Origin of the sequence: Microcoleus sp. BR0-C5 (assembly GCF_036705045.1) — a bacterium.
Classification (GTDB): domain Bacteria; phylum Cyanobacteriota; class Cyanobacteriia; order Cyanobacteriales; family Microcoleaceae; genus Microcoleus.
Genome location: NZ_JAUBTR010000004.1, coordinates 46,164 through 61,789, shown reverse-complemented (window position 1 = coordinate 61,789; position 15,626 = coordinate 46,164). Strand labels below are relative to the sequence as shown.

The following is a 15,626-nucleotide window of genomic DNA, read 5'->3' as shown; positions in this document are numbered from 1 at the left end:
TTATTATTATTATGGTTGGACTCCTAGCCGCACTTTCTGCGTCTGCGGCAGGGGGTATGAGAATTGCCCTGCCCCTGCTGTTAATTGGTTTGTTGCGGATTGACAAACTTTGGTCGGAAATACCTCTATTGTCGGGGGTTCCCCCCCAGGTGGCTATCACCATCTTGGTGAGTTGGTCGCTGTTAGAGTTATTTGCTTCTAAAACTTTTGTGGGACAGCGGGTACTGCAAATTGTGCAAATTATTTTCAGTCCCATTGTAGGAGCAATTATGGGAATTGCGATCGCTCAGGTAAGTTCGATCGATGAAATTATTGCTCACCCTTGGATGCTGTGGATAATTGGTATTGTCGGAGGTTTGTTGGCTTTAGTGCTGCAACTGGTACAAGCAGGATGGTTTTATCGGCTGCGGGGTTTGCCGATTTGGGTGATTTTCCTCCAAGATGTTCTGTGCATTTCCTTGGTTTTGTTTGCCTTTGACGCACCGCGACAGGGAGGGTTAGTGGCGATGATGCTGCTGTGGCTGGCAATTCGCAGTTCTAAAGAGTGGTATCGCTGGTACAAAAGTCAGGGAATACCGGGCGATAGGGGAAATCCCCGCCGCCGCAAGCGCGATCCTGATTAATTAGTGATTAGTTATTGGTGATTAGTTATTGGTGATTAGTCATTTCGTTTACGGTTGTTTCGGAATGATTTAACCGCAGAGACCGCAGAGGGCGCTGAGGAAGAGAAGAGAGAGATGAATAATTCCTATACCAACGGATTTTATATCATTAGTCATTTGTAACAACAGTCAACAGCCAACAGTCAACTGTCAACTGTCAACTGTCAACAGTCAACTGTCAATTTAAAGCAATCCGATCGAGTGTAGCGGGCCCTGACCCGTAATTAACTCCAGCAATAGTGCCACAAAACCAATCATTGCCACACGACCGTTCCAGACTTCCGCCCCCGTGGTCAAGCCCCACTCCCACTGCTCTTGAGGGTACATTTTCACTATCTTGGAAGGGCGTATAACATCGGAGAATTTAACGCTGGGAGATTCGATCGACTCGATGACTAAATCGGCCAAGGCTTCAATAAACACCGGATGAGTATTCAGGGCGGGCACTCGGTAGAAATTTTTAATCCCGGATTCTTCTGCTAATTCTCGATACTCCATGTCAATTTCTTGCAGAGTCTCGATGTGTTCGGAAACAAAACTAATCGGAACTACCAACAAATCTTGGACTCCATTTTCTGCCAATTCGGTAATGGCATCTTCGGTGTAAGGCTTGAGCCATTCCACCGGGCCAACCCGACTTTGATAAGCTAGAGTGTGTTCGTTCGATCGGTTCAAATGTTCCATAATCAGACGAGTGCAATCTTCAATCTCGCGCTGATAGGGGTCTCCAGCCTCTTCTACGTAGCTGAGGGGGACGCCGTGGGCGCTGAAAAAGATGTGAACTCGATCGGGATTCGGATTGTGGTCTAGTTGTTGGGCTATCAATTCCGACATTGCCTGAATGTAACCAGGCCGCTGATACCAAGAAGGAATCGCGGTATATTCTATATCCTTGAGGGCAGGATCTTTGCCCCACATTTCTTCTAGCTGCCGGAAGCTAGAACCGCTGGTGCTGATGGAAAATTGAGGATACAGTGGCAAGATTGTCAAATGTTCAATGCGATCGCGCTTAATTTTGGCGATCGCCTCTTCAGTAAAAGGATGCCAGTAGCGCATCCCCACGTATACTCGAGCATCCTGTCCCTTTTCTTGCAAGAGTTCTTGCAGCGAAGCCGCTTGTTCCTCGGTAATCCGCCGCAAAGGAGAGCCGCCCCCGATTTGGCGGTAGTTTTCCTGGGATTTTTGAAAGCGCAGGGTCGAAATCAACCAGGCGAGCGGTTTTTGCATCCACGGAAACGGAATGCGAATGATTTCCGGGTCAGCAAACAAGTTGAACAGGAAAGGACGGACATCCTCGATTTGATCTGGCCCGCCCAAGTTTAATAGCAATACTCCCACACGACCCATAGCGGTTACAGCTCTCCCATCGTCTCAGTTCTGTTACTTATCTTTATCATATAACTTAATAATATCTTAAGTCGATAGCAAGGTATACATAATTTTGACTATGGCAACACTTTTTAGAGATTTAAGTTATCGGTATCAGTGTCTCTAGGATTGCGATCGGGCGTCTGGCTGCTTTGAGCGTAGGCGGCAATGCTCGTTTGGGTCACAACAGCCAACGAAAAATGTACCATCAGCCAATTATTATTTAGAAGATTTTGCCGACTGTCAGTTTGACAGGAGTACGCAGCAGCGTTGCGATGCACGAAATGCAACGGGCGCAATTGCGACAAATCTTTCAGGAAGTATACCGCGTGCTTAAGCCAGGTGGTCTATTCATTTTGGTAGATATTCATCGGCATACAAATCCGGTATTTAGGTCAGGGTTGGCTGTATTTTTGTGGTTGTTTGAGACTGAAACTGACTTGGGGAGTTTGTTTGCAGAGGTGGATTGCGATCGTACAATTCCGAATGAACTCAACAACAAAAACTTTAGGATGGCGGCAGCCTTCAAGTAATCCAAGTTCAAAAGTCATTAGTCATTAGTAAGGGACGAGCCAATTATTGACTAAACACTGCTGAATTCTTACTTTTAAAATGAGGAATATTTAGTCATCGCTAATCCTTCATAACTAATGACTAATGACTAATGACTAAACAAACTTTTTCGCTTCTGCCAAAGCCGCCTCAAACTTTAGCAATACATCCTTTTCTGTGTGAATAGCTTTCTCTTGTTCCAGCAGCGGGCGGCCAAAGCGAAAAATGCCGTCCTGTTCAACGTGGTCTACATAAGGTAGCGTTTCTGGATGCGGCAAAAATTTTCTGCCGATGGTGTACGGCGTGTGGAAAGAAAAGCTAAAGTCGGGAAACTTGTCGCTTTTGATTTCGAGATAGTAAAGCGAGTAATAATCTTTGGTTTCGCAGTACACACATTCGCGGCACTTATTTACAAGTTTGCGGTTCTGATAGAAAAAATCCCACTTATCCCAAAAGTAGCCATCTTTCATCATTTCCTGGTGGTCGTCGCACAGTTCGAGATATAATTTGTCAGAATCCGCCGGACGGTAGAAGTAAAGCATGGCGTAGGGCATTTCAATCAGTAACTTGACTGCTTGATTTTTTCGCTGATACCATTCCTGCTGGTGAGTTTCGTAGACTTCCTTATATTTAATTGCTTTAAAGCTGTTAAGCTGATTTTCTTTGGCCCAGCGCGACGCCCAAACAGTCCAGTAAGCTAGCTGGAAGGTTGCTGAAATTTCCGCCGAACCTTGTTCTTTCCAGTCGGCAATGATTTTTTCCCACTCGGAACTAAAAGCTAGTCGTGATTGTTCGTTTTCTTCGGGCTTTTCTGTATTAATTGGGGTGGGTACTTGGCGATTATTTTTAATCAGCCCTTTGGGTTCTTTGCGCCAATTATTAATATCGGTGGGCGTGAGACTTAAGATGAATCTTCTGTCGTGAACGGGATATTCTAAATGGATTCCTGATTTGCGGAAAGAGCGGTATTCTAGAACAGGGAGTTTGTCTTGTTCAATCCACTGCTGGCGTTCTGCTGGCGAACACTTGAGTATTGCTTCTAATTCTACGGGATCGACGGCTAATTCACTTTTGAATGTCTCCCAAAATCTTTCTTGTTCGGCTGGATTTGCTTCTAGGAGGGATACAATTCGATTGACGAGATGATCGGTTTGGTCTTGGCAATTGTCGGGAAGTCCTAAGAAGTCGAGGAGTTTGGTCTTGAGTATGCGTCTGGCTGAGATTAGCTCGGCTAACATGAGAAGCTCCAGTAGAGTCATGACTTGCGCCCTTGAACTGGCAAGATTTGCACAAGTCTTATATATCTTAATAGATTCTCCTGGGTTGTCGGCAATTGAAATTTTCGCGCGAGGGAAGCTATCCCGCGCGTGCGAGCCCGTTGCGGTAGGGAATCGCCCAACAGCAGCCCCCTCCCTAAGCCAAAATACTCAAAACAAGGCCAAAATACCGATTCCCTACGGGATAGCTACGCTTCACGACCTTTTGGCCTGATTGGCTAAAACTCATATGTTGCACCATTCTCAATTACTTGTTTAGGAACAGGCAAGATGCCTGTTCCACAAGAAAATTTTGTGGAACAGGCATCTTGCCTGTTGCTGACAATGGTGCAAAATATCAGCTAAAATCGATAATTGCGATCGCCCACCCACAAACTCACAGGCACAGCATGGCCTGTTTTGTCAACCTTTACTTCTACCACAAAAGATTGTCGCTGCTTCCTTTGAGCTTCGCTAATCTCCTGATTGACTTTTTCCCTTTCATCCTCTGGCATATAATAAGTTTCTAAGCCATATTCCATCTGCCAACCGTTATATTTGCCCTTAATTGCGATTTGATTGGCGGGCAACTTGGTGGGATTTTCTAGACTGACGCGGACGGGTTTCCAAGCTTGGGGGCGGCCGGGATTAGTCGAGGCTTTTGGCGCTTCTAAGATTACATAAAAACTGGTTTTTGCCTTGACACTGTGCGTATTTTGTGGACAAACAACTCCGGGCGGACAATATATTTTTTCTGCCGGTAAATCTTTCCAGCCGGGGAGTTTTTGGAGATTTGTGCTAGCAGAAATATCATAGCTCAAAACTTGGTAATATCCGCGCAAAAAGTCGTAAGGGTCTACTGGTACTGTTTGCAGGACAACTGTTTTGCCAGTAATAAAAGTGTAAACGGCGGTGGCGGGTACGGCGGCAATTAGTCCGATTTGCAGCAGCAAAGGAACCCACAGCCGCCACGCAGGAAGGCGTTTTGCTTCCGGGGAAAGCTGAAACAGATTTGTTGTATCTGGATTTTCAACTAATAAGTCAATGTTGTTGGTGTTCATATTACTAATTGGGCATAGGGCATAGGGCATGGGGCAGGGGTCATTTATTCCTTAAATCCGTTACATCCGTTAAATAATCCGTTGCCGAACTTCTCTTTCTATTCATCTTTGATTGTGGCGAAGTGGCGCTCGAACCACAAACCCGCAGCAATAACACCGATTCCGCATAAAACAAATACAAAAGATTTGAGCAACAATTCTGTGTTATATTCAAATAATCGGCTGATTATTTGCAGGGTAATTAATACCATTCCTCCCCAAAAAACCTGGCGGTTTCCTAATGCTAAACCTTCTCTGATTAAGCCGGCAGCGAGCAGAAATGATAAAACATTAAACAGGAAAGTTGCTAATTGAGGAATGGGAGTAAAACTGAGGTGAAAAAACGGTATTAAGGCGTTGGCGAGGATGAAAATGCCGATCGCACCTGTGGTCAAATCGACTCCTTTTTGTTTTGGTCGCCGCCGTTCCAAACGTCCCAAACGCAGCCACTCAAACACCGTTAAAGCGCCCACAACCGCTACATTTGCGAGCAAAACCCCATCTGGCTGAATTTGCTCAGGATTCGGCAAATCTTGCCAAAACCAGTGGAAAGAAAGAACATAAAACACACCGGCGAGAAATAGCAGTGCTAAACTGCGGGCGGTAGGTTGAAACAGCTTGCTGCGTACTTTCGGCCAGATTGCATCGTCGTATCCCCACAGCAAAGCGGGCGGCAAAGCACAAAAAATTGCAGCAGCCCAGCTTGGATTTAACCCTTGGACAATAGAAACTTGTAGCGAAAAAATTATCGCGATCGCACCTATGGCAAAAATAGCACGCGATCGACACCAATAAGCCAGTGGCACAAACATTATACTGGCTGCGATCGGCATTTGCCGCACCAAAACTTCCAGCCAAGAAAACTCGACTTTGGAAGACCAATCTAAGACAGCAAGCCAATAGCCCAAACCGATTAAAAGTGCGGACAAAACGCCCAAGGAAGTCAACCGCAAACTGTAAGCCATTCCGAGCACGCCGATTCCCCAAGCAAGTAAAAGTCCGTAGGAAGAACCGCCTATGTGGAACATTTGCGCCATCAAAGCCATATTTGCTCCTAAAATCAGAGCTCCTAACAGCAACAATCCTTCACCTAGGAATTTGTTTCGCCCTTTTGTTGCGGGCAAAATATTTGGATTTGAGCTTTGGCTTCGGGATGGGGGAATTCGCCACAGATAGAAACCCGCCGCATTGACTGCGACGAAAAGACTTAGCAGCAGTGCGACTCTCACTTCGCGCGACCAAACTTGCCAGTTTGCGGCTACAAAGGTGATGACTCCTATACCGAGGAGAATGCCGCCGAGACTCATCAGAATGGTGAGAAAACGGTTGCGGGAGGCGGTTTCGAGTGTGTTGAATTGGTAGCGTTCCGAAAGTTGTTGGTAGAATGAAGTGTCGATGAGTCCTTCTGCTTGCCAGAGTTTGGCTTGTTCCTGCAACTCGCGTCGAAATTTATCTGAAATCATTGTTTATATTCCAGAGGATTTGAACTGTGATAGCTATTAATCTGTCACTTGTGGGGGGATTGTCGATGGAGGCTGGGACACCTGCTAAACTAGCACAGCAGATTTGATTGATATCCTTCGGCTGTTGAAACCGTTTCTACATAAACAAAATCCCAGCAGAAAGGAACGAATAAATCAAGGAATCTAATATTATGGTACAAGCTCAATCTAAAAAATTCACTTTTGACGAGTACCTTAATTACTCAAATGATACGGGTCAACGCTATGAGTTAATTGATGGGGAGTTAATAGCTTTGCCGCCAGAATCTGAACCTAATAATTTCATTGCTAACTATCTATTTTTCTATTTTGCCAGCAGCGGGCTAGTGCCACTCAGGCTGATTAAAACGCATAATTGCGAGGTTCAAGTTGCCGTTTTGCGTTGGCGAAGCCCTCGAAGAGGATCGGGAGATGCCGCCAATCGCTACCCCGATTTGATAATTCTGGAACCTGAACATATTCCGCTGACAGCAACCAGGCTAACTATCACTTTTGATATGCTGCCTCCTCGGTTGGTTGTGGAGGTAGTCAGTCGGGGTATAGTGGGCAGCGATCGGGATTACGAGCGCAAACGAGCTCAGTACGCAGCGCGGGGCATTGCAGAGTATTGGGCGATCGATCCAATAGAAGAAGTGGTGACGGTTTTGCGGCTTCAGGATGGGCAATATGTTGAGGTTGGGGTATTTCGGGATGGGGAGGCGATCGTATCTCCGATGTTTCCACAGCTAAGTTTGACGGTTCAACAGATTTTGAGTGGAGAGGTTTAAGGGCGGATCAATAGCTAATTGGTTAGCATTCATCTAACCACCTACCGATTAGTGAAAATCTCCACCCTCAACCTGATTGAGGCCATGTTTCAATCCCTAATAGGGATTTAGGTTGATTGCAACCTGTAAGTTTCGCTAACAGTCACACCATTTTTAGATAGTGACGTGAGAATATCACCAACCTTACTTTGCTAAATAAATCTAGGCGGGGAAACACACATTTCCCCGCCTAGAGCCTACAACCCTTAAAACCACATCAGGAAATATCCATAATTTCCTGATTTAGAGCTTCAAACGTATACTAAAGAATATCTATACAAAGCTATTGAATCTGAATATAAACATTTATATTTATTTCATTGATGTAGTTCATCGGCTGTAAGAAATGGTGAGTATTGAACTATCTTCAACCATATTTCGCCCCAAAAAATTAGTTAGCAATCCAAAAATTACATTTTCATCGCTCAAATCTAATAAGTTAATTTCATCCGATGATACCAACTTAGTAAAAACAGATTTATAGTACAAAAGCTCTTCATGTAACGATGGGTCTACATCTCTCCCCCGATGTAACATCAGATCGACAACATCGTTTTTTGAATAACCTTCTAAAAATTGAACATCACTACTGAATATAGAATATCTTTCTACTGGATATAAAGAAGAACTAAGTAACTTGTTTCTAACTATGTTAAAATCATTACCTAAATCAAAATAAACAACTGGATAAAGTGTTGAAAAGTGTTTAGTCTTAAAGTAATCAGTGACATAATTACCACGTCTACCAGAACTTACTTTTATTTGAATCCCGGCATTCTTACGTTTTCCGGCGGTTATATTCTTAGGAACCAATAATTCTATTGCTCTTGTCGCGTTATCAATCCAGCATATATCTCTGGGACTCTGGTAACTGTACCATGTAGGATTTTCAGTAAATGTTTTTGCAAAACCTGTTCCTATTGCACGATATTCATCTGGTTTTTGCAAAAGAGGATACCAAAAAATTTTCTTTACTAGATTAGTAAAAAAATTCTGTTCTTCTTTAAGAAATCGTGCAATATTAGCCCACTTAGCATTTTTATTTAGATCACTATTACATTCTCTTACAACAATTCCTTCTGCTGTGTATCCCAACATTTTAGATACCATTAATGAAAATCTTTTTTTTACATGATCACCCTTTATAAAGGGGTTGTAACTATACATATCAATTGTAGAATCGAAATATATAATCCCAACATCCTCTAACAATTTAATTAAATCTTTTGTTCGCTTATAAAGCTGAATATCAATTAACTGTTTACCCTCATCCGCAATAGATTCTTTTATATGGTCTTTTGGAAGGATTAATTTTTTACCTTCTTTCGCAATAGATTGTTTTATATGGTCTATGGGAAGAATTAAAACAGAATTTAACATAATAGTTTATTTCCTATAAAAGGCATTGTGAAAAATTAGAGCTTAAAATCATTACCTTTAGATTAACACAGCACTATTTTTGATGTAAATACTTTATATCTAGACCGTACAACCTTGCCACCGCTCCGACCGCTCCGACCTTTCCCGACCTTGCCACCTTGCCAGCGCTCCGACCGTGGTTAAGGTGCGACTGTTGCGACTGTGCAACCGTGCCTGTGGTGCGATTGTGCCAGCCGTGCCAGTGCCAGCCATCCAATCACCCCAAAAACCCCCACAATGCCCTAAATCACTGCATTTTGCCATCCGTGCCAGTGCCAGCCGTGACACCGTGCCAGCGAGTCGATCGCCCCGTTGCCTCGGAGTCATCCGATCGCCCTGTTGAATCTGGCAATTTGAAGGGGTAACGACAGCCGAAAAAAATTACTCCCTCAAAAAAACACCTACCCCTAGGCGCAAATTTTATCCATCAACCCGATTTAAATTCCAGTCGTAAGGCAAAAAAACGATCGCCCATCCATCACCCACAGCCGCCTCCGGCCCCAAATAACCGCCCACATACTCAGCCACCGAACCCGCCGCCTTTACAAAATCCTCGCCGTACCACTTAAAAATCTTGCTCAAATAAAGCGTCTTTTTCTGGGCATCATATCGCACCTTATCAGGATTGTGAATAAAACGGCTCGCATCCGCTTCTAGTTGAGTCCGTACCGACTCCGGGAAATAAGCCCCCCGGCGCAGCAGCGGGCACCCGACTGAAGCGCAAACTAATGCAAAATGGATGCGCGGTTCCGCAAATTCCGGCCGCAAAATTGCGTGTTCGATTTGATTGAGACTGTACTTTTTGCCGCCAATAATCGTATTTGAACGAGTGAAAAAATCCAAAAAACTCAGCCAGTTGGGAATTCCCAAAACTTTGGGACGGATGGATGCGATCGGGTATACTTCCAGAACTTGAGAAATTGCGATCGCATTATAGGCATTCAGCCACAAGGCCAGCCGCGCATCCGCATCTGTACAATCCGCCAAATCCACATCAGCCAAACTTTCCAGCCACGCCCTCAAAACATCCGCCCCCTCAGTTGTCCAGCGCCGATAATTGACGCGGCCCAAATCGTCAACGTAGCGTTGCAGCAACTCGTCCCAAATCGTAAAGTCGATCGTACCGATCATTGATTACTACCCATAATATAAGGCGGGCATGGCTTTAACTTGTGCTTCTATTTAATACTACCGTCAACCCAGATAACACCTGCAACGGTAGCATTTTTTAGATTAGCCCCGTCAAACGGGATCAGGTTAAATTAGCATCGCTCAAATTAGCGCCTTGTAAATTAGCTTGTCGCCAAGCAGCCCCGCTCAAATTTGCCCCGGATAAATTAGCATCTCTAAAATTTACTTCTCTCAAATCTGCCGCTGGCAAATTCGCATTTGCTAAAGTCGCGTGCGCCTGGGGAATGCCCATCAAATCCCCGCCCGGACACTGGTTAGTTTACCACAACTAATTGACTTGCTGCGGCTTAGGTGCAATCACCGGTGTAGCCAACCCGACAATCATTCCCCATGAAACTGCTCCCAAAGTTACAGATTTCCTGCTCTTTACATTCTACAATCTTAAAAGATTCTTAATTTCAATTTCAACGGGGATCGGTTTCTTCCGGCACAACACCAATCCCACTTTGAGCTGCATTTTTTTTAATTTCCCTTACCTTCCTAACAAATTATGACGGATCGAACCGACTTTTTCGATAAACTGTTAGCGGCTGTTGAAAGCAATCAAAGTTTGCTGTATTTAGCCCTCGACCCCGACCCGGAAACCTTGCCCCCGCTGGTTTCGATGACTGGGGAGGAAACTCAAACTTTTGTAACTGATTTGTTTGACAAGCTAAAAAGTGCGATCGACCAAACAGCAGATTTAATCTGTGCCTGCAAAATCACCCTCGGTTTTTACCAATCTCTCGGTATTCCCGGTTGGGCATTGCTGGAACAAATTTTAACAATTATTCCCCCTCACCTGCCAGTAATTTTAGATGCCAAACACTGCGATTTAAATACCAGCACAGTATTTGCCAAAATTGTATTTCAAGACTGGCGAGTTGACGCTATTACCTTAAGTCCCTATGCCGGATTCGACCAAGTAGCGCCTTTTTTGTTATACGCCGGAAAAACTGTTTTTGTACTCTGTGCCACCGCCAACCCGTCAGGGGCTGCTTTGCAAGAATATCCGACGCCAAAAAACCCTTTTTACTTGCAATTAGTCCGACTCTCTCAAACTTGGGGAACTCCCGAAAAACTCGGTTTAGAAGTAGGAGTAATGCCGGATATGTTAGCCCGGATCCGCAAAGAAGCTCCTGAACGCCTAATTTTAGTCGAAGGAGACATCGCCGAAGAAAATGACCTGACAGAAGAAAACGACCTCGCAGAACTGCTGGCAGTCGGTTTAAGCACAAATGGTGACGGTTTATTGCTGCCAGTCCCCCCGATTTTATTAGCGGGGAAAGAGCCGCGCCGAGAAATTGAGAAACTGCGGGATAGTATTAATAAACAGAGGGTGCGGGCAATAGAAGGTAGTCCCACTTGCGAACTGTGGCTGCCCGATGTTTGCTTTTTGCAACCGGAACCTCACCGCGATTTAATCTTGCAACTTTATGACATCGGCTGCGTAGTTTTTGGCGACCACGTACAAGCATCGGGAGCCGTATTTCCATATTACATCGACTTGCGGAAAATTATCTCAATTCCGCAGATTTTTCACCAAATTGTCAGCGCTTATGCAGACATTCTCAAGGATTTAAAATTTGATCGCATTGCGGGAATTCCCTACGGTTCTTTACCCACAGCAACGGGTTTAGCATTGCGGATGGAACGCCCGATGATTTTCCCGCGCAAGGAGGTGAAAACTTATGGTGCAGGTAAGTTAATTGAGGGGCATTTTCAGGCAGGAGAAACGATTGTCGTAGTCGATGATATTTTGATTAGCGGCAAAAGCGTAATGGAAGGCGCGGGCAAGTTAAAATCTGCCGGGTTGAATGTGGAAGATATCGTGGTATTGATCGACCACGAACAGGGAGTTAAAGATAAATTGCAGGCCAACGGTTATCGCGCTCATTCTGTGTTAGCGCTTTCGGAAATAGCTGAAGTTTTGTATCGAGCAAATCGCATTGATACCGAGCAATTTCAGCTTTTGACAGCGGAACATTAAACCCCAATTCCTGTAGGGGCGGGTTTTACCAACCATCTGGGCTAAAAATTAATAATCTTATAAACCCGCCCCTCAATGTACATTTTTTACCTGCGTTCAAAGTCAAGGTTGATATAGGTTATTAGTTGTGTGGGGGCGGGTTTATGAGGTTGTGTGTGTGCGTCGAATATTATTCGTAAAACCCGCCCCTACCAGACCATCGATCAACCTTGCAAAACTTCAATTAAAGCATCGCCCATCGCCCGACAGCCGACGAGTTTCATGCCTTCTGACATGATATCACCAGTGCGATAACCTCGATCCAAAACTTCGACAACTGCTTGCTCGATTTTATTAGCAGCTTCCGGCTGATTTAAGGCGTAACGTAGCATCATTGCCGCACTCAAAACTTGGGCGATGGGATTGGCTTTATCTTGTCCGGCGATGTCCGGTGCGGAACCGTGTACGGGTTCAAAAACCCCCGGCCCGCTTGCTCCCAAACTAGCAGAAGGCAGCATCCCAATACTACCAGTTAGCATCGCCGCAGCATCGGAAAGAATGTCGCCGAATAAATTGCCAGTGACAATCGTATCGAACTGTTTCGGCCAGCGAATTAACTGCATGGCTGCGTTGTCAACGTAGAGGTGAGAAAGTTCAACATCAGGGTATTCTGAAGAAAGGGCAATAATACGATCGCGCCACAGTTGCGAAACATCCAAAACATTCGCTTTATCAACGGAACACAGCCTTTTCCCCCGCTTCCTGGCAGTCTCAAAAGCCACTCGCCCGATTCTATCAATTTCCGACTCGGTGTAAGCCATCGTATTAACACCGCGTTTTTCGCCTGTTTCCGTCTCAAAAATACCTTTCGGTTTGCCGAAATAAATGCCGCCTGTGAGTTCGCGGATTACCATAATATCGACGCCTTCGACAACTTCCCGTTTCAAACTAGAAGCATCAACCAATTGCGGTAAAATAGTCGCAGGACGCAAATTTGCAAACAATCCCAATCCGGCGCGCAGTCCTAATAATCCCGTTTCTGGGCGCTGTTCGCGTGGCAAATTATCCCACTTGTAACCGCCGATAGCTGCTAACAATATTGCATCGCTGTTGCGGCATTTTTCCAGAGTTTCTTCTGGCAGCGGATTACCTGTTGCGTCAATAGCAGCGCCGCCCATTAAAGCTTCTTGAAATTCAAAGCCGATGTCCAATTGTTGACCGACAAGTTTCAGGACATCTACCGCCACAGCGATAATTTCCGGGCCGATGCCGTCTCCTGGTAAAAGAGTGATGCGGTAGTTTTGAGTCATATCGATTTAGGAGTTTTGATTTGAGATTTGAGATTGAGAGTTAATGGGAATTCTTTGGAAATGCAAGATATTCTCACAAGGCTATAATCATATCAGGATAAGCAACCTCAGAATTCATTATGACATTCCCGACTTACCCGCCTGCTCAAGCTGAACCGCCTCTAGACCCCCGGCAGAGTTTGCCAACAATGTATGATTTACCTAGCGAAGACCCAAAGGAGCCCGGTTTGCCAGATACGTTTCATTTAGATCAGCCGCAACTCTTGGAATTCACGTTTTTGCCGCCGGGATGGGATGCGGAACAAGTCTTTACAGCCAGTAACCTAAATTTGTATTACGATGCAACACAACCGCGCTGGCATAAACGCCCGGATTGGTTTGCTGCGGTGGGTGTGCCAAGGCTTTATCAAGGGCGCGATATGCGTTTGAGTTATGTAGTTTGGCAAGAACGGGTAAATCCGTTTGTGGTGGTGGAATTGCTATCGCCGGGAACTGAGGATGAAGATTTGGGGCGGACTGTTCAGCAAGTAGGGGAACCGCCGACTAAGTGGCAAGTTTATGAACAAATTTTGCGGATTCCTTACTATTTTGTGTTCAGTCGCTACACGGATGAATTGCGAGCTTTTCATCTTGTAGGAGGCCACTATGAACCGGCAGAATTAATTGATGGGCGGTTATTTATTCCTGAGTTGCAGTTGAGTTTAGGTTGGTGGCAAGGCAGTTATAAGAGTATGAATCGTTTGTGGTTGCGGTGGTTTACGGCCCAAGGAGGGTTGATTTTGAGTCCGGGTGAAAGAGCAACGGCGGCGGAACGGCAACTGATAGAATCTCAACAGCAACTGACAGAATCTCAACAGCAACTGACAGAATCTCAACAGCGAGAGGAAAGACTAGCGGCGCGGTTGCGGGAGTTAGGCATCGATCCTGAACAGTTGATTTAATAGTTCTCGCACCCAGGCCTGGTGAAACCCGGTTTCAACTCCTCGAATCCGCGCAACAGGAGTGAAATAAGATAAAAACAGTTCGATCGCACGCACGTACAAAAAAATCGGCAAGGAGTCGCACCAGTGGCAGAGGGCGAAGGCATACCAACATCAGCACAGATTGATTCTCGGGACTATTCTTGGGCTTTTTGGCCAGTCGTCCCCCTCTATCCCTACAGCAAGCGGCGCACCATCCGCAAGGAAATAGTCAAGGATACAATCTGGACTTTTGACCAGCTACAAGGCATTTTTTACGTTGTCGTCCCGATTCGGATGACTGTAATTAAACTAGAACCCGAAGGCCTTCTCGTCTACGCCCCCGTTGCACCGACTCCTGAGTGCATCCGCTTGGTAAAAGAGTTAGTAGCAGAGCACGGCGAGGTGAAGTACATCCTGCTGACAACGGTTTCCGGCATCGAGCACAAGGTTTTTGTCGGCCCCTTTGCGAGGTGTTTTCCCGAAGCGCAGGTGTTTGTCGCCCCGCAGCAGTGGAGTTTCCCCGTGAATTTGCCGCTGAGTTGGCTGGGTTTGCCCGCCAAACGCACCTCTGTACTGCCCTTTGACAGCAGCAACACCCCCTTAGCCGATCAATTTGACTGGGCAATTCTCGGCCCGCTGGATCTCGGTTTGGGCAGATTTGCTGAAGTTGCCTTATTTCACAGACGATCGCGCACGCTGATGTTAACAGATTCGATAGTTTCCATTCCCGAAAATCCGCCCGCGATCGTCCAACTCGACTCCTACCCGCTGCTATTTCACGCCAAAGAAAGCGCCTCGGACACGGTGGCAGACACCCACGAAAATCGGCGCAAAGGCTGGCAGAGAATCGCCTTATTTGCCATGTATTTTAGCCCCAGCGTGCTGGAAGTGCCGCCGTGGTCGGAGGTATTTGCCAGCGCACGCAAAGCGCCAGAACGCTCTAGGAAAGCTTATTTCGGGTTGTATCCGTTCAAGTGGAAAACACATTGGGAGCGATCGTTTGAGGCTTTGCGGGGAGGAGGGCGGTTGTTTGTGGCGCCGATTTTGCAGACTTTGATTCTCAACCGCGCGCCGAGGGAAACTCTCGATTGGGTGGATAAAGTGGCGAGTTGGGACTTTCAAAGGATTGTACCTTGTCACTTCGATAGTGCGATCAACTCCCGGCCGCGTGAATTTCGCCAAGCATTCTCATTTCTGGAAAAACACTCGCCTGTTAATTCCTTACCCGAAGACGATTTTAAATTGCTGAGGCAAATTGATGCCGGTTTGAATAAAACTGGTTTGGTTCCGCCTGCAAAAGACAAGGTTTAATCTTACATCTTGCACCTTTGTTCAGAACAGGCAAGATGCCTGTTCCACAATAAAATTGAGTTTTGTGGAACCGGCCGGAGAGCCCGTTGCTAAACAGCTAATTAAGAATGGTGCAACATCTCAGTTTAATCTTACACCTTGCACCCTTTTCAAGAACAGGCATCTTGCCTGTTCCACAAAGAATGAATTTCTTTCTTGTGGAACGGGCCGGAGAGCCCGTTGCTAAACAGCTAATTAAG

At 45.7% G+C, this 15,626-nt stretch carries 15 protein-coding genes; 6 read left to right on the top strand and 9 right to left on the bottom strand.

The features are described from left to right. The first annotated feature begins 11 nt into the window (after positions 1-11). Entirely contained in the window at positions 12-623 is a 612-nt protein-coding gene (locus QUB08_RS03040; protein WP_333223378.1) for a DUF4126 domain-containing protein, read from the top strand. Between the two features lie 222 nt (positions 624-845). On the opposite strand, the gene hemH is transcribed toward QUB08_RS03040, so the two are convergent. After that, positions 846-2,009, bottom strand: coding sequence for a ferrochelatase (gene hemH, locus QUB08_RS03035; protein ID WP_333223376.1), 1,164 nt, complete (start codon positions 2,007-2,009; stop codon positions 846-848). Positions 2,010-2,263: 254 nt separating this feature from the next. On the opposite strand from hemH, the gene QUB08_RS03030 reads away from it, so the two are divergent. Further along, positions 2,264-2,563, top strand: a complete 300-nt coding sequence (locus QUB08_RS03030) for a class I SAM-dependent methyltransferase (RefSeq protein WP_445300880.1) — start codon at positions 2,264-2,266, stop codon at positions 2,561-2,563. A gap of 135 nt (positions 2,564-2,698) precedes the next feature. Here the strand turns inward: QUB08_RS03030 and QUB08_RS03025 are convergent, their stop codons facing one another. From QUB08_RS03025 to QUB08_RS03015, 3 genes are all read right to left on the bottom strand, one after another. Beyond that, on the bottom strand, positions 2,699-3,820 hold the full coding sequence (locus tag QUB08_RS03025) for a hypothetical protein (protein WP_333223374.1): 1,122 nt from the start codon (positions 3,818-3,820) through the stop codon (positions 2,699-2,701). Positions 3,821-4,200: 380 nt separating this feature from the next. Next, the gene (locus QUB08_RS03020; protein WP_333223372.1) at positions 4,201-4,899 is read right to left on the bottom strand and encodes a GDYXXLXY domain-containing protein; all 699 of its coding nucleotides are present in this window, start codon (positions 4,897-4,899) and stop codon (positions 4,201-4,203) included. A 98-nt stretch (positions 4,900-4,997) separates the two neighbouring features. After that, positions 4,998-6,401: a DUF2157 domain-containing protein gene (locus QUB08_RS03015; protein ID WP_333223370.1), complete on the bottom strand. Its 1,404-nt coding sequence runs from the start codon at positions 6,399-6,401 to the stop codon at positions 4,998-5,000. 191 nt (positions 6,402-6,592) lie between these two features. On the opposite strand from QUB08_RS03015, the gene QUB08_RS03010 reads away from it, so the two are divergent. Further along, entirely contained in the window at positions 6,593-7,207 is a 615-nt protein-coding gene (locus QUB08_RS03010; protein WP_333223368.1) for a Uma2 family endonuclease, read from the top strand. Positions 7,208-7,576: 369 nt separating this feature from the next. Here QUB08_RS03010 and QUB08_RS03005 read toward each other — a convergent pair whose 3' ends face one another. The 4 genes from QUB08_RS03005 to QUB08_RS02990 all read right to left on the bottom strand — a co-directional run bounded on the left by QUB08_RS03005 (position 7,577) and on the right by QUB08_RS02990 (position 10,088). After that, positions 7,577-8,626 (bottom strand): hypothetical protein, encoded by a 1,050-nt coding sequence (locus tag QUB08_RS03005; protein WP_333223366.1) that lies wholly within the window; start codon positions 8,624-8,626, stop codon positions 7,577-7,579. 99 nt (positions 8,627-8,725) lie between these two features. Continuing rightward, positions 8,726-8,992 (bottom strand): hypothetical protein, encoded by a 267-nt coding sequence (locus tag QUB08_RS03000; RefSeq protein WP_333223364.1) that lies wholly within the window; start codon positions 8,990-8,992, stop codon positions 8,726-8,728. Between the two features lie 93 nt (positions 8,993-9,085). Continuing rightward, the gene (locus QUB08_RS02995) at positions 9,086-9,796 is read right to left on the bottom strand and encodes a DUF547 domain-containing protein (protein ID WP_333223362.1); all 711 of its coding nucleotides are present in this window, start codon (positions 9,794-9,796) and stop codon (positions 9,086-9,088) included. 121 nt (positions 9,797-9,917) lie between these two features. After that, positions 9,918-10,088, bottom strand: coding sequence for a pentapeptide repeat-containing protein (locus tag QUB08_RS02990; RefSeq protein ID WP_333223361.1), 171 nt, complete (start codon positions 10,086-10,088; stop codon positions 9,918-9,920). Positions 10,089-10,346: 258 nt separating this feature from the next. On the opposite strand from QUB08_RS02990, the gene QUB08_RS02985 reads away from it, so the two are divergent. Next, on the top strand, positions 10,347-11,825 hold the full coding sequence (locus tag QUB08_RS02985; RefSeq protein ID WP_333223359.1) for a bifunctional orotidine-5'-phosphate decarboxylase/orotate phosphoribosyltransferase: 1,479 nt from the start codon (positions 10,347-10,349) through the stop codon (positions 11,823-11,825). Positions 11,826-12,028: 203 nt separating this feature from the next. Here the strand turns inward: QUB08_RS02985 and leuB are convergent, their stop codons facing one another. Continuing rightward, complete coding sequence (gene leuB / locus QUB08_RS02980; protein ID WP_333223357.1) at positions 12,029-13,114, bottom strand: 3-isopropylmalate dehydrogenase; 1,086 nt, start codon at positions 13,112-13,114, stop codon at positions 12,029-12,031. Positions 13,115-13,233: 119 nt separating this feature from the next. On the opposite strand from leuB, the gene QUB08_RS02975 reads away from it, so the two are divergent. After that, positions 13,234-14,055, top strand: coding sequence for a Uma2 family endonuclease (locus QUB08_RS02975; protein WP_333223355.1), 822 nt, complete (start codon positions 13,234-13,236; stop codon positions 14,053-14,055). Positions 14,056-14,181: 126 nt separating this feature from the next. Then, complete coding sequence (locus tag QUB08_RS02970; protein WP_333223353.1) at positions 14,182-15,387, top strand: DUF4336 domain-containing protein; 1,206 nt, start codon at positions 14,182-14,184, stop codon at positions 15,385-15,387. Positions 15,388-15,626 lie beyond the last annotated feature (239 nt).